Origin of the sequence: Aequorivita vladivostokensis, from assembly GCF_000952855.1 — a bacterium.
Taxonomy (GTDB): Bacteria; Bacteroidota; Bacteroidia; order Flavobacteriales; family Flavobacteriaceae; genus Aequorivita; species Aequorivita vladivostokensis.
In genome coordinates this window covers 568,171-585,948 of sequence record NZ_JSVU01000001.1, presented here as the reverse complement: position 1 = coordinate 585,948, position 17,778 = coordinate 568,171, and the positions used below count along the sequence as shown (strand labels likewise).

Here is a 17,778-nt window from a genome sequence, read left to right as displayed (position 1 = left end):
CTATGAAAACTTTAGCAATTATGACTGCGCTGCTATTTGGCGGCACAGTGTTCGCACAAGATTTGGCAGAGAGCCAAGTACCCTCAGTCGTACTGAATACTTTTAAAAAGGAATTTCCCAAGGCCAGTGACGTGGAATGGGAGAAACAGGGTGAAACTTACAATGTAGATTTCGAAATTGGTTTTTTTACCAACTATGAGGCTTGGTTTGATGGCAACGGAAAAATGATTAAACATTCCGAGGAAATCTCAGAAGGTGATCTTCCACAGACTGTTAAAAACACTATTAAAACCCAATATGCCGACTATAAAATTGACGATGCAGAGAAATGGACAACCAATGGCCAAGAAACCTTTTTGGTAGAAATCGAAAAAGGCAATGAAGAGAAACACTTGGAATTTGACGGTGCCGGCAAAATACTAAATACCAAATAATCCTCTCTAATACACAAAATTTTATGGAGTGTCCGTTACAGATTATAAGCATGAATTAAATAATCCGGGCATTCCATTTTAAACCTAATTAAATATTCTCAAATATGAAAAAACTAATTTTGGCGTTCTTCGCCTTATCTCTCACATTTGTCGCCTGCAGTGATGACGACAATACCCCAGATCCCAACGTAATAAATGAGGCCGATTTGCCTACTGAAATCCGAACATATGTTTCCACATATTTTGCGGACCGCACCTTTAATAGGGCAGAAATGGAAACTGAGAACAATGAGACTAGTTATCACGTTTTTTTCGATGGAAATTTAAGGCTTGAGTTTAACGGTACTTATGAGATCGTTGACATTGATGACGATGACGTATTGCCAGATTCGGTTATTCCACAATCTATCTTAAATTATGTGGCTCTAAATTACCCCAATAATATTATAACTGACTGGGAAATAGAGGATGGCTATCAAGAAGTAGAGCTCGACAATGGCTTAGAGCTTGAATTTACGCTGGAGGGCATCTTTATTCGTGTTGATACCGATAATGATGACGACGATGAAAATGAAATAGTACTTTCTGAAGCGGAAATCCCAGCAGAAATAATGGCCTATCTCAACGAACATTTTGCTTCAAATGCCATTATACGTGCATTGAAAGAAATGGATGACAATACCGTGGAATACGAAATTTATCTTGATGGTGATTATGAGCTAGAATTTAATGAAAACTTTGAGATTATTTCTATTGAAGGAATCACGGAATTGCCTGATTCAGTAATTCCTCAGTCAATTTTAGATTATGTGACCCAAAATTATCCCAACGATTTTATTGTTGAATGGGAATTGGAGGATGATCACCAACAGGTAGAACTAAACAATGGCATTGAAATAAAATTTACCCTTAATGGCGAATTCATAAGGGTAGATAATGAATAAATTCTATTTAGTTTCCATTAAATAAAAGAAAACGGTCCAATTAAATTGGGCCGTTTTTTCATTCTACGAAATTGATCAATCAGTTCTTCACCGAAACAACCTCTCCATGATATTCAATACTTTCACGACCGTTGGAGGAAATGGTCAATGTAGCAATACCCGAATGCTCCACAGTCAATAATATGGAATAGCTATCATTTTCATCTTCAACGGTTGCATGCGCCTTATAATTATTATCCTCTGCAGCCACGGTAAAATTTTCCGGAGCTCCCTTAAAGCGCATCCCCTTATCCCTGCCCATGAGCGTACGGTAAGCGCGCCCGTAGTATGGCATATTGCTTACAATCATTTCGGGCGAAAAGGTTACGGAATAATCGCTGCCCACCAAATTTTTAGGAGGCTGTCCTAAAGGAAGCACGGTATTGGCAACAAACTCAAAATTTTTCGAGGTCAACAAAGTTTCTATTGCACTTTGTTCTGCATCGGGTGCTACTTGCGAAGTACTGCTTGTATTCTGGGCGTTGCCCAAGACAAAACACAGCAGCAATGTCATTAAAAAAATAGTTCTTTTCATAATATATCTTTTAAAATGAATAAAAACAAACATTGTGCCTAAATTAAAAATAATTGGTTTTTAGCGATATTCCGGATTTTCAAAATTCCAGCGGGTGCCGTCGTCCCAAGCCTTTCTGGAATTACCGTACGCCGGATAGCCGCCCTGCTCTTTCAGCATTTTAGCCAAATGGAGCAGATTATAGGTCATAAAGGTGGTATTCCTATTTGTAAAATCGTTGCTCTTGGCGCCACTTTCCTCATCCCTATAACTTGGGCCGGGGCCTGCCTCGCCTACCCACCCACAATCTGCCTGCGGCGGGATACTATAGCCTATATGCTGCAGGGAATACAAAATACCCATTCCGCAATGCTTTATTCCGTCTTCATTGCCGGTAATAATACACCCGCCTACTTTTCCGTAAAAATAATACTGTCCCTTATCATTTTGCAGGCTGCTCATGGCATAAAGCCGTTCAATCAATTTACTGGCAACAGATGATTTTGCGCCCAACCAAATAGGAGTTCCAATAATTAAAATATCGGCAGCATCTACTTTTTTCCAAATTTCCGGCCAGGCATCCTCCTTGGCTCCATGTTCGGTCATATCGGGATAAACTCCATAGGCGACTGGATAATCCACAAGCCGAATGTTTTCAAAAGAAACTCCTTCGGCTTCCATAATATTTTGCGATACGTCTATCAATCCCTGTGTATGGCTCATGCGCGGGGAAAGTTTTAAAGTACAATTAATATAAAGTGCTTTTAGATTTGAAAAGTCGGGTTTTTCCATGATATTTTTTATTTCTAAAGATACCCAAAACTCAGCAAAAGGTAAAAACGAGCGTTAAAACCTTAACATCCAAATGCATTGACTCTTAAATTTCCAATCTACGGTTAAACCTTCAAATCAATCTCCTTCAAACTCTCTATTCTATTTCTCTGAAGGAAATCGTCTATGGTTTCAAAATGTTCAATAACGCGTTTGTCCTTAAATTCAAAAACTTTTTCAGAAAGTCCCTGAAGGAAATCGCGGTCGTGGGAAACCAGAATAAGCGTGCCATCAAACTGAAGCAGGGCTTCCTTCAAAACATCTTTCGATTTTAAATCCAAATGGTTCGTAGGCTCATCGAGAATCAAGACATTCACGGGTTCCAACAATAATTTTACCATCGCCAAACGGGTTCGCTCGCCGCCCGAAAGCAAGCCTACTTTTTTGTCAATATCGTCTCCACTGAACATAAACCGGCCGAGAATATTTTTAATCTGCGTTCTAATTTCTCCTTTGGCAACCTCATCAACTGTCTGAAAAACGGTAAGTTCCTTATCTAAAAGTGCGGCTTGATTTTGGGCAAAATAGCCCACTTTGGCATTGTGGCCCAACGTACATTTTCCCTCAATATCAATCTCGCCCATAATGGCTTTTATCATTGTGGATTTTCCTTCGCCGTTTCTTCCCACGAAACTCACCTTTTCACCTCGGGAAATACTCATATTGGCATCTTTAAAAACCACGTGGTCGCCATACTTCTTGGTAAGCCCTTCCGCAACTACCGGATAATCGCCGCTGCGTTGGGCTGGCGGAAAACGAAGTGCCAAAGCGGAAGTATCTATTTCGTCAATTTCAATTATTTGAAGTTTCTCCAGCATCTTTTCGCGTGAGTTTACCTGATTGGTTTTGGAATACGTTCCCTTAAAACGCTCAATAAACTGTTGGGTCTCCGCAATGAATTTTTGCTGCTCTTCATACGCCTTTATTTGGTGCGCCCTTCTATCGGCACGCAGCTCCAGGTAATGGCTATAATTGGCCTTGTAATCGTAAATACGACCCATGGTGACTTCAATGGTTCGGTTGGTTATATTATCAATAAATTTTCTATCGTGCGAAATTACGATGACTGCTTTTGCTTTATTCAAAAGAAAATCTTCCAACCAAATAACCGACTCAATATCCACGTGGTTTGTGGGCTCATCCAGCAAAATTAAATCTGGTTTTTGAAGCAGAAGTTTTGCCAATTCAATCCGCATACGCCACCCACCGCTGAATTCTGAAGTTGACCGATGTAAATCGCTTCTTTTAAAACCAAGTCCGCGAAGGGCTTTTTCCACCTCGGCCTCGTAGTTAATTTCTTCGAGCGCATAATATTTTTCACCTAATTCAGCAACTTTGGTTATGATGTTCATATATTCATCACTTTCGTAATCGGTGCGGGTCTCCAGTTCTTTGTTCAGCCGGTCCATTTCGTCCCGCATTTCAAAAATTTGTTTGAAGGCCTTGGAAGCTTCTTCAAAAACGGTGCAACTGTCATCGGTCAACAAGTGCTGTGGCAAATAGGCAATTACTGCATCTTTGGGAGCGCGAACATTGCCACGAGTAGGTTTTTGCACACCGGCAATTATTTTCATCATCGTACTTTTCCCCGCCCCGTTTTTTCCCATTAGGGCTATTTTATCGTTTTCGTTCACCACGAACGAAACGTCGCTAAACAGGGTATCGCCACTAAACTCAACCGCCAAACCATCTATTGTAATCATATTTATATTTTGAAATTTTATATTAATCAGTAAACCCTCCCCTCAGACGTTCCGTACGTAAATGGTTAAGGTTTTAATTTGTATCTCCCAAATGAAAAAGGCTGCAAAACTATTAAAAAGAAGTGGATTAGCCAGAAGCCGTTTATAACTTGTTCGCTATAAAAGAAAAGTATATACCTCGAAAAAAAATGGACAGGTAGCTATCTTCGCACAACGAATGCCGGTTATTTTTAAATTACATTTTGTAAATTCACACCTCAATTTCCTCTCCGAATCAATTTCGCCCTTAAATTCCTACGCAAAACCTATGTGATTTTCAAATTTCAATCACAACAGTATGCCGTTTTATCATTTTATAAACAACCAGCTATTACGATTAGAGGGAAAACTCTATAGCGGCAATCTGTCTGAGACCCAATTCAAGATTGAGTCTGCTCTGGACAAAACCCAATCCCTGGTCATAGATTTGGATCTTCTGGAACGTTTCGATGAGGCCGGGGCGTATATGCTTTATATAGCTTCGGAAAAGGCGCGGGAAAACAATAAGGAAATCATCTTGTTCTGTAAGGAAAATACAGTGGTCAAGGCTGTATTCGCCTTCGTTGGTATCGAATATTCCAGCAATTTATCCACGCCTATCTTTTAGGGCTTTTTATTTGCTTTTGATACTTTAATTGGATATGTTTACCCCGTAATCAAAAACTTTCGCTATGCTTGGTTTTTATTCACTTTGTAAGAGCAATTGTAACCATATCAAGTTACGTAAATTCTTGGTTGCCTACCTTAAACCGAAAATCATCTTCCCGAATTAAGGCGCACCTGCGAGTGTGCCGCTACGGATTCCTTTTTTACTTTAAAAAACACATCCAAATCACAATACCAGTATTTCTGGTCGCTATGACTCGCACTAACATTCTCTAAAAGGAAGCCGGGATGTTATATTTCAAAACTTTTAAAAATTTGTATCATGGCAAAAGGAAGAAACCTTAGAGCCTCCACTAAAGATGCAAAAGCATTGAAACAGGAGAAAATATTGAAAAAACTGGAAGAAAAAAAGATGAAGAAACGCAAATCACGTGTTTGATTTTTTTGGTTTGATGAATGGGTCCGGATCAAATTAATATTTGTCCGGGCCTTTTTTTTGAAATGAAACTTCTATAATTTAAGAACCCGCGCCACAATGGCACGGGTTCCTTTCAAATTAAGTGGGGAGAAATAAGCCATAAGGCTCAGCCCAAATATACTAAAAATGTAATTATAAATTAGCCTTTTTTAAAACGCTCGGACTGCGACTTTTATATTTAAAAATGTGCCGTCAGCGAAAGGATGAAATTCCTTCCCGCTCCGGAAATTCCAGAGCTGTAGGGACGGTAGCGCTGATCGGTCAGGTTTTCGATGCCACCGCTCACATCAAAGGTGTTCGTTAGCTTGTACAAAGCCTTAAAGTTAAGCGTGTACCAAGCTGGAGCGTAGGGGTTTCCATTTTCGTCCAGGGCATATATTTCGGTCTTGTCTTTTTCCCCTTCGGGAAGGTCATCAAAATCATATTTGCCCTGATAGTTTACGTTGAGTTCCATCCGCAACTTATTGGCCTTATAATTTAAGCGCGACACGCCAAAAAATGGCGACGCATGGCGCGAGGGGCTTGTTTCGCCGTTATCCAATTCCTCTTCGCCTTTTTGGAAATTCACATCAGTGGAAAATCCAAAACCCTTCGGCAACTTCACCTCCACGCCCGCCTGCAGACCATACACCTGTGCCACGGCCGCATTCTGTATTGCCTGCACTTGGCTCAATTCGCCCTGGTACATTATGCTGTCCTGCCCGTTCAATTTAAAATCGCGGCGTACCAAAGCATCTTTCAGTTTTGTGTAGTAACTGGTAATGTCAACTTTCACCACATCATTAAAAACCTTGGCAATACCCAAATCGGCATTATAGGCATATTCAGGTTTTAGGTCTGGGTTGGGCACCACAACGCTTCCCGGCTCTGAGTCAAAGACTTTCCCCACGTCATCAACGTTTGGCGCTCGAAACGCACTGCCAAAATTGGCACTTATCACCCAAGTTTCATCGGGCCTATATACACCGCCTATGCTTCCCGTGAGCGCACCATTTTTTAAATTAGCTTCCGTAAAGGGAAAAGGATAGAAGGTAGTATCAAACTCAGAATCCAAAGACACATAATTGTAACGCGCTCCAGCACTTAAGGTGAAATCGTCCGTAACCTTAAACTCGTCCGTAACATATACTGCCATAGATTGCCACGTAGATTTTGGGTATCGCGCCGGCCCCGGCTCAGAAATCTCGGTGGAAATATCGGTTAGGCTGCCTTCGGAATTTACATCGTTCAGCACGTACTCTATCCCATAAAACAGGGTGTTTTTTTTACCGATTGCCTTTATAAAATCCAAGTTGGCGGAATAGGCTCCTACTTCTTCCTCCTGCGAGCTGCGATCGGGCTTGCTGAACGAGCGGTCTATTCGGCTCTCTTCAAACCATTGGTGCGCCAAGCGCAGGTTCATTTGGTCAAAAACGGTATTGCTTGCCCTGTGGTTGATGCTTAAATTGTTCATCATCCATATCTGCGGGCCATAGTTCCATTCGGCATAACGGGCAGTACCATTGCGCACTCGGTTGTGCCTGTCGTATCTGCCATAAGGCGATGTTTCGGAAAAGTGAAATCCATACTGAAAATCCCAGCCCTCGTTGGGCTGAAAACGAATTTTCTGCATCATATTTATTTGTGAATAGGCCGAAGGAATCTGCAGCAATTTATCGTCCTGCGTGATTACCACATCGGTGCTGTCCTGCCGCTGCACATAATAGTCCTTTATATAATCCTCAGGACCATGGCTTCCTTGCCGCAAATGGTCATAATCCCAAGAAGTAATGCTGGTAACGAACGCCCATTTCTTAAAACCCAGGTTCAAGTCAAAATGACCAGTCTTTTCATTGTTGGCAGACGAATAGCGTACATTGGCCTTGCCCGTAATCAATGGCGAATCGGTTAGCGAAAGCCGGGGCGTCAAGGTTTGGAAGCTCATCACGCCCCCAATGGCATCACTCCCGTAAATTACCGAACCGGGACCGAAAAGTACTTCGGTGCCTTCAACGGCGAAGGGGTCCAGATTGATAACATTCTGAAGATTTCCGGAACGGAAAATAGCCGTGTTCATCCGCACGCCGTCAACCGAATACAACAAACGGCTTGTGGCAAACCCGCGTATCATTGGGCTGCCGCCGCCCTGCTGGCTTTTTTGGACAAATACCTTTCCCGAAATACTCAAAAGATCTGCGGCCGTTTGCGGATTTTGCAGTGCCACTTCCCGCGGAGAAATGGAAATGATTTTTGACGGCACCTCATCACTGCTCTGGCGCCATCGCGAGCCTGAAATGACCACTTCATCTAAATTGAGATTTGAAATTTCGAGCAGGATGGTAAACCCCGCAGCCTGTAATTCGGCATAACTTTTTACAAGCGTTTTATAGCCAAGACTGCGAATTTCTATTTGTTCCAATTCCTTGAAGGCAGTAATATCCGCCTGGCCCCGGGCATTGGTGCTCGCGTATATTTTTGAATCGGGGCTGTTCAGCGTTACCAACTCAATGGGCTCGCCACTCTCAGCTTCCTTTATGGTTATGGTCTGGGCAAACGAATCGGTAATGAAACCCAGCAACAACCACAGTATAAATTTATATTTCATTGTATAAATAATGTGTTTAAGTTAACATAACAATAAATTACACCCACTCCGAAAAACTTCGGAAGGGTCGTGGAAAAAAATGTTAACCAAATTGTGGCGGCGGGGTGGGTGGAGGTAAGCACCGCGAGCAGAACCAATGACGGGGAAGGTTGCTATGAAGGGACACTTCGGAAATTTCAACGAGCTTCCCTCTCCATTGAAACGCTTCCGAAATAAAAAAGGATTGTAAAAAATTATTGAGGCGTTTGTGCGTTTGTTGCTGGTCCTCGTCCTGATCGAAGGCACCGGCTACCAACTTTTTCAGTTTTTTATTTAAAGCGGTTTCCTCGTGGTCCCACCAGCATCTGTAGTAAATGGTATCTCCCCTAATTTCCTTTGAGACCACATCATACATTTGGCCGTTGTATTCAAATTCCTTGGAGTGTTCCCATTGCAGCTTTTCCTTGGTTTCTTCTTTTGAAAATTTCAGAAGAACCAATTCATTTTGGTCCAATCCCCCAATCATCTTCCATTTTATCTCTCGCTTTAAACTAGCTTTTTCAACTTGCAGATAGACAAACATCGTTGCCACGGGAGCAAAGAGTATAAAAAGGAATGCTATGGCGCAGAGTTGTTTTTTCAACAGTTAGAAGGATTGGAATTCAAATGTCGCAAAATTGAGAGTATTTGTGCAATCATTTCCTTCATTTTATTCTAAAGTTGGAGTTTCAGCATAAAAAAAACCATCCGCTTAGAACGGATGGTTTTTCATAATGTAAAAAATGAAATGTTTACTGAACAAGCAACTGCTTTACAGTAGCACCTTCAGCGGTAGTTATTTTCACCAAATATACTCCGTTTGCCAATCCGGAAACATCAAATGTGTTGCTTTGGGCTTCCATCATTTTTTGGCCAATCGCGTTGAAAATCACAATGTTTTCAACGGTGGTGTTTACTGTTACCAAAGTTTTTCCTGGGTTGGGATACAATGCAACTTGTGTAAGGGATACATCGCTAACCCCTAGGAATGGCTCAACAACTACATCAAAATTACATCCAGCAGTGTTTCCTGCATCGTCTGTAGCTTCAATAATTATATTGGTTGTTCCCACACTAACCATAGTTCCTGCAGCTGGATTTTGAAGTGTTGTAAAGGTAGTAGAACAGTTATCTGTAATTGTAACTAAACCATCGCCCACATAATCAGGAATTTCATACATATCATTGGAATCTGCCATTACTGTTTGGGTAGCAGGACAGATTACCGCTGGAGTCTCTGCATCTACTACCGTAATAGTGAAAGTACAGGTACTTGTGTTTCCGGAAGCATCTGTGGCAGTAAATTCAACAGTAGTAGTGCCCACAGGGAGTTCAGTACCGCTGGCTGGTCCGGCAGTTTGGGTTACTACAGGGTTTGGATCAGTATCATCCGTTGCAGTTGCGGGATCAAAGGAAACCACAGCGCCACAAATTCCGGCATCGTTATTCATATTAATATCCGCAGGACAAGTAATTACGGGAGGAGTTGTATCATTTACGGTTCCGGTAATCACAAAGGTGTCAACAGCAAAATCCTCATCGCCGGAATCTACAGTTACGGTTAACCTTAGGTCGAGTAACGTGCCTGTTCCTGCGATAGTCTTGGTAAATACTTGTGCGGCATCGTTCAGGGCCAGTCCGTCGCCTTCACCGTCAAAATCGGTATCCTCGCGAAAGATGCCGTTGAAGACCGGTGGGGTTCCACTAGTGAAATCAGCTCCCTCAAACCAGATAAGGTTTTGATAACCGCCACCGTCAATTTGATATTCTACACGAATAAAATCCAAATCGTCGATATCACCGGGAGAATCGAAAAATTCGGCAAATTCACCGCTGAACATTAAATCTGTAAGGCCATCAATATCAAGTCCGTTCCACTCGACAGTTATTGGCAAGCTGGCTCCTTCGGCATCCATATCCATTCCTGTCATAAAGCCGCCGGCGAAACCGGTATAAGCCTTAAGTCCCGTAGGTGTAGGCTCTCCGTTAAAATCGTCAACAATGGCAAGACCAAAAAAGTCACCGCCGCCATCAGAGAAGAAAGGGGTTGAAGTTGTAAAACCACTATTGTTGTCGAAGGTTTCGTTCAAAACCTGTGCAGAGGCAATGGTGGTAATAAATAAAGCTAAAAATAAAGTGTAAAATTTATTCATAATAATTTTTAAGGGTTAATACTTTTACGGCAGCAAAGATAATATTGTCTTTGTAAGAATGAAAATGATATTCATCAATTTATCACTACCAAAAGGTTAAGAATTGCGAATATTATCCCACTATTCCTTTTGCTTTAAGAATGCGCCAAACTTTCTTAACCGCTACTACCACGAGCAGACAAATAAAGCCCACAATTAACCCGACAATAAATTCCAGCACAAAAGAAGGCAGGGAAGGCAGGAAATGATGGAAAAAATCAACGTTATGCACAAAAATTCCACCTGACACCAGAATTAGCGCAATCGTGCCTATCACGCTTAGGCTCTTTATAACTTTGGGAAGTGCTTTTACCAGCAAGGTTCCCAAAGATTTTGAAAAACTTCGTTCTTTTTTGCTGTATTTTATTAATTTATATCCAGCCTCATCCATACGCACAATTAGGGCAACAATTCCATAAACGCCTATAGTAGCCAATATGGCAATAACACTCACCACCATAATCTGTGTAGTTATGGGCTCCTGGACCACAGTTCCCAGAGCGATAATCACAATCTCCATGGACAATATAAAATCAGTTACGATTGCCGATTTTACGCGTTCTTTTTCAATGGCCAAAATCTCGCTTTCCGTAAGGCCTTCCTGTACAAAAGATTCTTTGGTATGGGCGTGGGGAACTATAAATTCGTAAATTTTTTCCGCACCTTCATAAGCAAGATACAAGCCTCCCAACATGAGTATTACGGTAACCGCCCACGGCAGAAAAGCACTGAGCAAAAAAGCTATTGGCAGAATAATCAACTTATTGAGGAAGGAGCCTTTCGTTATGGCCCAGAGCACCGGTATTTCGCGGGAAGAAGCAAAACCGGAAGCCTTTTCGGCATTCACCGCCAAGTCGTCGCCCAATATTCCGGCGGTTTTTTTGGCTGCCACTTTGCTCATCATTGCCACATCGTCCATAAGTGCGGCTATATCGTCGAGTATTGCAAAAATTCCTGAGGCCATATATTTTTTCGTATTTAATTTTCACAAAAATAGAGAAGCTATTTAATTCTAAAGAGTAAAATCATCGATTCATTTAAAAAAACCAAGACGGTTAAGCTTCCATCTTTATCTTTGCACGATAAATACTATAAATGAATACTCCCATTCCCTACTTTCTTACTTTTTTTATTCTCTCTTCGCTTAATTGCAATTCACAAAACATAGATAGCTATCCAACGCTTGCAGAGACCTGGCAATTGGACTCGCTATCGGCTTCTAAAAGGATTGAATTCAAGATTCTCTCTTATAAACCCCTCTATTTATTATTGGGAAATTACACTACCAATGTGAACAACACGCCAACGAGCGAAAATCCGAATAATGTGGTGGAAGAACCTATCGGGTATAACCATACCGAATTGGCGTTTCAGATTAGTTTCAAAACAAAAATCCTTCACAATATCTTTGGAAAGGAGATTGGCGGTGATGTATGGGGCGCCTATACGCAGAGCTCGCGCTGGCAACTGTACAACAATACGCTTTCAAGGCCGTTCCGGGAAACAAATTATCAGCCAGAAGCATTTTTACTGATTGCCACGCCTTATTCCCTTGGCAATTTTAAAGGAGTTTTTGCAGGCGTTGGCCTAAACCATCAGAGTAACGGGCGCTCAAATCCGCTTAGCAGAAGCTGGAATAGGGTAATATTTCAGTTTGGCTGGGAAATCAAAAAACTTCAGATTGTTTTGAAACCCTGGGTGCGCCTACCACAGGATAAAAGCAATGACGACAATCCGGACATACAGGATTATATGGGCCGCGTCCAGTTAGATCTAAGCTACGCCTTTGGAAAACACAATTTTGAGCTCGCGGCGCGCCACTCCTTGAGAGATGGCTCAGAAAACCGGGCGAGCGCCAGATTGGATTATTCATATCGTTTGATAAAAAACCTAAAACTGCACGGGCAAATTTTTACCGGTTATGGTGAAAGCATGATCGATTACAATCACAACCAGACTACTTTTGGTCTTGGTATTTCTTTGTATTAAAGGAAAAATTAACAAGGAGTTATTTCTAAAATAACAAAAGGCCGCAACTTCAAAAATTGAAATTGCGGCCTTTTAAAATTACGCTTTTGCGCTGCGGCAAAATTACTTTGCCAGCGTTAGTTCATCAATTATATGGCTTGCTCCCGCAAATTTGTCTATTAAAAACAATACGTAGCGAATATCCACATTGATGGTGCGCTGCAGTTGGTCGTCAAAAATAACATCGCCCGCCATAGCCTCAATGTTTCCGTCAAAGGCAAGACCTATCAATTCCCCTTTTCCGTTCAAAACTGGGGAACCCGAGTTTCCGCCAGTAATGTCATTATCGGTCAAAAAGTTCACGGGCAAATACCCATCATCGTCTGCATATTGACCAAAATCCTTCTTCTCATAAAGATCAATCAATTTCTTGGGCATATCAAATTCGTCGTCGCCGGGCTGGTATTTCGCAATGGTTCCCTTTAAAGTGGTGTAGTAATTTTTTACTGCGTCGTTCCGCTTGTCCTCTGGCAAGGCAATTACTTTTCCGTAGGTTAAGCGAAGGGTGCTGTTGGCATCGGGATAATATTTGGCATCCGGATTCATTTCCCGCATTCCCTGAACCATTAAGCGATAGGCTCGCTCAAAATCATTCTTTAATTGCTTTTCTTCCTCAGACTCATAACGATATCGCTTCAGCAAATCTGTAGAAAGCTGGAACAAGGGGTCGTTCTTTAAAACTTCGGCGTCGGGGTTTGCCATAAAAGCTTCCAACTTTTCCTTTGATTGAAAAATACTGTTTTCAAAGGCGGTGTTCAAATAATCATTCCATCCCGCCTCACTTTTGTTATTTGCAGTAGCAATGCGCGCCACCAATGGTGCTACATTTTCGGCTTTGGTTGAATAAAGCTTTAATTGGGCGGCCAGTACATCTTTTTCCAAAGGCATATAGATTCCCTCATACAGATCGTTTATTTCAGCCTCCAACTTTGGTTTTACCTCAGCTTGTTTGGCTTCATTTTGTTGAAGATAATAATCTATTGAATTGCCCAATCGGTAAGGAATGGTTGCCATCCGGGTACGCAGTAATAAGCCCAAATAATTATCATGGGCACTGGCTTTATTGGTATTTTCATAATAGTTATTGATAACTGGTATTACGTCTTCATACTTTTTATTGGCTTTTTTGGAAGCCCATTTCTGAAAAGCCTTCTCGTCCTTTTGTTTGCTTTCAGCCGTTTTGTGCTGCTTAAGCGCATCGATCATACCTTGACGGTTTTTCCAATAATTGGCGATGGAGGCATAACTGGAAGCATAGTCAAGCTTTACTTGCTGATCCTTGTCCATATATTTCTTCATTACATCCATGGATGTCTTGGAAGCCTCTACCCAAGCTGGATACGCGTAATCTACGTTTTGTTGGATACCCCCTGCTGGCATCCATCTATTTGTTCTACCGGGATATCCCAGGATCATGGCAAAATCGTTTTCCTCAAAGCCTTTCAAACTGGTTGTAAGATGGTATTTTGGTCTCAGCGGTACATTATCTGGCGAATATTCTGCCGGATTTCCGTCTCTATCGGCATACACGCGGAACAGTGAAAAATCGCCCGTATGTCTTGGCCATTCCCAGTTGTCGGTATCGCCTCCAAATTTTCCGATATTGGCCGGCGGCGTACCTACCAAGCGCACATCGTTATAATCTTGATATACAAAATAGTAGAATTCATTCCCTTGGTAAAACGATTTTACTGAAACGGTGTATTTCCCGCCTTCGCTGTTCTCTTGTTCAATCTTGGCAATCTCACGGTTTATTGCAGCTTCACGCTCGGTTTCGCTCATTTCATCATTTACCTGTGCCAAAATACGTTTTGAAACATCGTCCATACGCACAAAAAAACGAACCGAAAGTTTTTTCGGCTTTAGTTCCTCACCATAATTCCCAGCCCAAAAACCATTGGTCAAGTAATCATTTTCTGCGGTAGAAAGCTCGGCAATTTGGCTATATCCACAATGGTGATTGGTAAGCACCAAACCGCTGTCTGATATAATTTCAGCTGTACATCCACGGTTGAATTGTACTATGGCATCCTTAAGACTGGAGTTGTTGATACTGTAAATTTCTTCGGGCGTAAGCTGTAGCCCCATTTTTTGCATATCGCGATAGTTCAATCGCTCAATGTGCATTAAAAACCACATACCTTCGTTGGCCTGCACAGGCAAAACAAAGGCAGCAAGTAGGAAACAAATAATTAATTTTTTCATTCGTAAAAGGGAGTTATTAATTTATAAAATGATCGATAAAATAAGCGGCAGTATGCACTTAAATGTATCGGGCGGTAAATATAGAAGGATTCGTCCTTTAACCCTCATGAACGTTACTGAAAAGGCCAACTTTAACTTTTTGTTAAGACTGTATTGTCTTTAAATAAAATCTCCTGAAAGGGAAGGGCGTCCCGCATAGGCGGAACGGTGTGGGTATAAGTGAGAATCGAGAACTAAACAACCCCAATCCCCACTGCGCCCTTAGCAAACGACTTATAAAACCGATCCGGCAACTTCTGGTAAAACTGCACTTTCACAACTCCAAATACCACGCTTCTTTTCTCGGGCTTTTCGAGTACTTCCAGCACCAACTCCTTTGCATCATCCTCTTTCGCTACCACCAAGGCATCCGTATTCAGAATAAACCGAAAAGTATTCCCCTTTAAATTGTACTCCAACAGTCCATACTGCAAATAAAAATGCGTTGATCCCTTAGGAAACTTCAACCTTTTTGGATCAAAGGCAACGGCTTTCAAAATCCCTGTTTTAACATTAAGATCAGCAAACGGACCTAAAATATCCCTCGCGCCAGGTCCTTTGGTAAACCTAAATTCCCGCAACAGCTTCTGCCCCATATCACAAGAAAGCCCATTGCCTACAGTGCGTTTTCCCACAGGTGCTTCATCTAGCATTTTAATATGCATAAAAAGCTTCATCAACCTACTGTGCAAGGTCCCATCTTCTAAATCATTTATAAAAGGAAATAGCGCATCCTTAAAATTCTTGTTGAACTTACTACAAAGTGCCAGTTCCTGATTACTATCTCGAACTCCTTGCATTTTTGGATTATTTTTTATACTTTCACTGGTAAATCCCCCACCCGCTTTGCGTTGGCACTGTTTGCCATTACGGATGTAGTAGTTGATGCCGTTATACGTTCCTATAATAGGTGGAAAACCATTGCCTGAAGCCATAACTTATTGGTTTTAAGAATCTCACATTGTTGTTAAGAATGTGAAAAGTAAATTATATTCTCCAATTTTCCAAATCTGTATGTGGACTGTATGTCGACAGTATATAGACTATATGTTGATATTATGTTGTATTTCCTTCTAGTTTCCTTCTAGTTTCCTTCTAGTTTCCTTCTAGTTTCCTTCTAGTTTGCCATCCCCTTCCATCTATTTCCCCACCCCTCTCACTCAACTTTACTTCACCAAAAACTATTTTTTTTCGACCAAAACCCGAAGACAACACGAGCATCTTCCTTGATAACCCAACTTATATCACTAACTTTATAAAAATTAACCTTAAAAAAAGACTGATGAAAAAAACCATTACCCTTCTATCTGCACTTGCTTTAGCCATAGGCTCCACAGCCCAGCAACAAGGCAAAAAAGCATCTTTAAATCAAGACGGCACCATTTCCGTAGAAATGGTTACACTACCCCAAGATTATAACAATACAGAACAAACCCAAGTATTTGACCAACTCTGGCGCTTTGGGGAGCCAGCACATCCCAATTTTAAAAACAGTCGTGGCGTAACTTTGGCCGATATAAATAATGACGGCATAGAGGAAATTCTTTACGGCATATGGAATACCTTTTACGCTCTAAATGGCGATGGTTCCATTCTCTGGGAGAAAACAGTTAGCGGCACTATCCTGCTTCCGCCTTCGGTAGCAGATTTAGATGGTGATGGCACACTCGAAATTATCTTAAACACCGGAGGCGTGCCCAATGCAGGCCGTGTTTATTTATTGGATCCCGTGGGTAACGACCTACCGGGATGGCCCTTAAATTTTGACGACCACTGGATGATCAACGCCCCGGCCATAGCCGATGTAGATGGCGATGGCATGCTGGATATAGTAACCGGAGAGCGCGTAGCCAGCGCCCAAGGATTTGTACACGCTATAAAAATGGACGGCACTCCCATCAATGCCAATTGGCCAGTAGAAGTGCTTGCTACTCCTGCTTTTACGCCTTCAATTGGCGATGTGGATAATGATGGAAACCCAGATGTGGTAATTGCCGCTTCTTCCGCAGGTATGTATATTTTTGACAACCAAGGACAGGTATTTCCCGGTTTTCCGGTGGTTGACCCCAATGTGAAATATTCATACCAATCCCCTATGCTCGCAGATCTTGATGGCGATGGCGATTTGGAAATTATAGGAAGCAACCACGGCGACGCCCCTGGTTTTTACGTTATGGAACACGATGGCACCTATAAAGCTGGCTGGCCAATTGCCACAAGCGAATGGACCTACTCTCCTTCCACGGTTTGGGACGTGGATAATGACGGAACTTTTGAAATATTTATGTCGGATAGAAATACGAGCGGTACACCCGGGGAAGAACTTCCTGTGGTTTATGGGCTCGATCCCGATGGCAACAACCTTCCCAACTTCCCAATAGAAAAATACGGAGGGACTGAGGGGGTTATTTCCATTGCAGATGTTAACGCTGACGGCAATTTAGATCTGATTTTCCCGAGCATTATGACCGATGCTGCCGGCTACGGCTATATACACGCCTATGCCATGGATGGCAGCGGCGAGATTGATGGCTTTCCATTACGCCCTCGTGGATTTACCTTTTTAAATGGCGCCGTTTTGGGCGATGTGGATAACGATGGATTGCTAGACCTGACGGCAAATAGCTATACCTTAAATTTTGGCGCAGGGGTTGATTCAACCTTTGTGAGTGTCTATAATTTAAATGTGCCCTACCAGCCCAACACTATCGTAAGAAATGGGTATAAAGGCAATAATACCCGCGATGGCCTTGTGGAGTTAGGCCCCATTGCCGGTGTTACCGATTTAAGCGCAGCTACTACCATAAGTATCTTCCCAAACCCTTCGGAAGGAATTCTCACATTTAAAATTCCGCAATCCATTTTAAATGCAAAGGTGAAAATTTATAGTATTGACGGGAAAGTGGTTTTTTCTGAAGAAAGAAATCTGGAAACCACTAGCAGTTATAATTTGAAACATTTAAATAGCGGCTTGTATTTTGTAACTATTTCAGATGGAAAAAACACCTCTACTGCTAAGTGGGTGAAGAAATAATATTTTGGATGTCATTTCGACTTCGCTCAATGACCAATTTCGCGGTGGCTGAGCGGAGTCGAAGCCAACGTAGACGAACCCAAGGAAGCC

At 41.9% G+C, this 17,778-nt stretch carries 14 protein-coding genes; 5 read left to right on the top strand and 9 right to left on the bottom strand.

What is annotated here, in order from left to right; all coding sequences use genetic code 11:
- Nucleotides 1-2 precede the first annotated feature (2 nt).
- Complete coding sequence (locus MB09_RS02690) at nucleotides 3-434, top strand: PepSY-like domain-containing protein (RefSeq protein ID WP_045079287.1); 432 nt, start codon at nucleotides 3-5, stop codon at nucleotides 432-434.
- 104 nt (nucleotides 435-538) lie between these two features.
- The gene (locus MB09_RS15380) at nucleotides 539-1,378 is read left to right on the top strand and encodes a PepSY-like domain-containing protein (protein ID WP_052671275.1); all 840 of its coding nucleotides are present in this window, start codon (nucleotides 539-541) and stop codon (nucleotides 1,376-1,378) included.
- 79 nt (nucleotides 1,379-1,457) lie between these two features.
- Here the strand turns inward: MB09_RS15380 and MB09_RS02680 are convergent, their stop codons facing one another.
- The 3 genes from MB09_RS02680 to MB09_RS02670 all read right to left on the bottom strand — a co-directional run bounded on the left by MB09_RS02680 (nucleotide 1,458) and on the right by MB09_RS02670 (nucleotide 4,465).
- The gene (locus MB09_RS02680) at nucleotides 1,458-1,952 is read right to left on the bottom strand and encodes a DUF4251 domain-containing protein (RefSeq protein WP_165586665.1); all 495 of its coding nucleotides are present in this window, start codon (nucleotides 1,950-1,952) and stop codon (nucleotides 1,458-1,460) included.
- A gap of 60 nt (nucleotides 1,953-2,012) precedes the next feature.
- Nucleotides 2,013-2,723 (bottom strand): flavodoxin family protein, encoded by a 711-nt coding sequence (locus MB09_RS02675; protein WP_045079285.1) that lies wholly within the window; start codon nucleotides 2,721-2,723, stop codon nucleotides 2,013-2,015.
- Nucleotides 2,724-2,827: 104 nt separating this feature from the next.
- Nucleotides 2,828-4,465, bottom strand: a complete 1,638-nt coding sequence (locus MB09_RS02670; RefSeq protein WP_045079284.1) for an ABC-F family ATP-binding cassette domain-containing protein — start codon at nucleotides 4,463-4,465, stop codon at nucleotides 2,828-2,830.
- A gap of 337 nt (nucleotides 4,466-4,802) precedes the next feature.
- Between MB09_RS02670 and MB09_RS02665 the strand changes: the two genes are divergently transcribed.
- The gene (locus MB09_RS02665; RefSeq protein WP_045079283.1) at nucleotides 4,803-5,111 is read left to right on the top strand and encodes an STAS domain-containing protein; all 309 of its coding nucleotides are present in this window, start codon (nucleotides 4,803-4,805) and stop codon (nucleotides 5,109-5,111) included.
- A 655-nt stretch (nucleotides 5,112-5,766) separates the two neighbouring features.
- On the opposite strand, the gene MB09_RS02660 is transcribed toward MB09_RS02665, so the two are convergent.
- From MB09_RS02660 to MB09_RS02645, 4 genes are all read right to left on the bottom strand, one after another.
- Entirely contained in the window at nucleotides 5,767-8,172 is a 2,406-nt protein-coding gene (locus tag MB09_RS02660; RefSeq protein ID WP_045079282.1) for a TonB-dependent receptor, read from the bottom strand.
- A gap of 82 nt (nucleotides 8,173-8,254) precedes the next feature.
- The gene (locus tag MB09_RS02655; protein ID WP_131459797.1) at nucleotides 8,255-8,794 is read right to left on the bottom strand and encodes a hypothetical protein; all 540 of its coding nucleotides are present in this window, start codon (nucleotides 8,792-8,794) and stop codon (nucleotides 8,255-8,257) included.
- A 148-nt stretch (nucleotides 8,795-8,942) separates the two neighbouring features.
- Nucleotides 8,943-10,343, bottom strand: coding sequence for an HYR domain-containing protein (locus MB09_RS02650; protein ID WP_045079280.1), 1,401 nt, complete (start codon nucleotides 10,341-10,343; stop codon nucleotides 8,943-8,945).
- 112 nt (nucleotides 10,344-10,455) lie between these two features.
- On the bottom strand, nucleotides 10,456-11,346 hold the full coding sequence (locus tag MB09_RS02645) for a DUF808 domain-containing protein (protein WP_045079279.1): 891 nt from the start codon (nucleotides 11,344-11,346) through the stop codon (nucleotides 10,456-10,458).
- A gap of 131 nt (nucleotides 11,347-11,477) precedes the next feature.
- Here MB09_RS02645 and MB09_RS02640 point away from each other — a divergent pair, with 131 nt between their 5' ends.
- Nucleotides 11,478-12,371, top strand: a complete 894-nt coding sequence (locus MB09_RS02640) for a phospholipase A (protein WP_052671274.1) — start codon at nucleotides 11,478-11,480, stop codon at nucleotides 12,369-12,371.
- Between the two features lie 102 nt (nucleotides 12,372-12,473).
- On the opposite strand, the gene MB09_RS02635 is transcribed toward MB09_RS02640, so the two are convergent.
- Together MB09_RS02635 and MB09_RS02630 are read right to left on the bottom strand one after the other, a co-directional pair.
- The gene (locus MB09_RS02635) at nucleotides 12,474-14,615 is read right to left on the bottom strand and encodes a S46 family peptidase (RefSeq protein WP_045079278.1); all 2,142 of its coding nucleotides are present in this window, start codon (nucleotides 14,613-14,615) and stop codon (nucleotides 12,474-12,476) included.
- 233 nt (nucleotides 14,616-14,848) lie between these two features.
- Complete coding sequence (locus MB09_RS02630) at nucleotides 14,849-15,589, bottom strand: hypothetical protein (RefSeq protein WP_045079277.1); 741 nt, start codon at nucleotides 15,587-15,589, stop codon at nucleotides 14,849-14,851.
- A 347-nt stretch (nucleotides 15,590-15,936) separates the two neighbouring features.
- Between MB09_RS02630 and MB09_RS02625 the strand changes: the two genes are divergently transcribed.
- The gene (locus tag MB09_RS02625) at nucleotides 15,937-17,688 is read left to right on the top strand and encodes a T9SS type A sorting domain-containing protein (RefSeq protein WP_045079276.1); all 1,752 of its coding nucleotides are present in this window, start codon (nucleotides 15,937-15,939) and stop codon (nucleotides 17,686-17,688) included.
- Nucleotides 17,689-17,778 lie beyond the last annotated feature (90 nt).

Excerpts from the sequence above, each read along its gene's own strand:
- MB09_RS02670 (WP_045079284.1), bottom strand. The coding sequence starts at position 4,465 with ATGATTACAATAGATGGTTTGGCGGTTGAGTTTAGTGGCGATACCCTG.
- MB09_RS02660 (WP_045079282.1), bottom strand. The coding sequence starts at position 8,172 with ATGAAATATAAATTTATACTGTGGTTGTTGCTGGGTTTCATTACCGAT.
- MB09_RS02650 (WP_045079280.1), bottom strand. The coding sequence starts at position 10,343 with ATGAATAAATTTTACACTTTATTTTTAGCTTTATTTATTACCACCATT.
- MB09_RS02675 (WP_045079285.1), bottom strand. The coding sequence starts at position 2,723 with ATGGAAAAACCCGACTTTTCAAATCTAAAAGCACTTTATATTAATTGT.
- MB09_RS02645 (WP_045079279.1), bottom strand. The coding sequence starts at position 11,346 with ATGGCCTCAGGAATTTTTGCAATACTCGACGATATAGCCGCACTTATG.
- MB09_RS02640 (WP_052671274.1), top strand. The coding sequence starts at position 11,478 with ATGAATACTCCCATTCCCTACTTTCTTACTTTTTTTATTCTCTCTTCG.
- MB09_RS02690 (WP_045079287.1), top strand. The coding sequence starts at position 3 with ATGAAAACTTTAGCAATTATGACTGCGCTGCTATTTGGCGGCACAGTG.
- MB09_RS02630 (WP_045079277.1), bottom strand. The coding sequence starts at position 15,589 with ATGGCTTCAGGCAATGGTTTTCCACCTATTATAGGAACGTATAACGGC.
- MB09_RS02680 (WP_165586665.1), bottom strand. The coding sequence starts at position 1,952 with ATGAAAAGAACTATTTTTTTAATGACATTGCTGCTGTGTTTTGTCTTG.
- MB09_RS02625 (WP_045079276.1), top strand. The coding sequence starts at position 15,937 with ATGAAAAAAACCATTACCCTTCTATCTGCACTTGCTTTAGCCATAGGC.
- MB09_RS02665 (WP_045079283.1), top strand. The coding sequence starts at position 4,803 with ATGCCGTTTTATCATTTTATAAACAACCAGCTATTACGATTAGAGGGA.
- MB09_RS02635 (WP_045079278.1), bottom strand. The coding sequence starts at position 14,615 with ATGAAAAAATTAATTATTTGTTTCCTACTTGCTGCCTTTGTTTTGCCT.
- MB09_RS15380 (WP_052671275.1), top strand. The coding sequence starts at position 539 with ATGAAAAAACTAATTTTGGCGTTCTTCGCCTTATCTCTCACATTTGTC.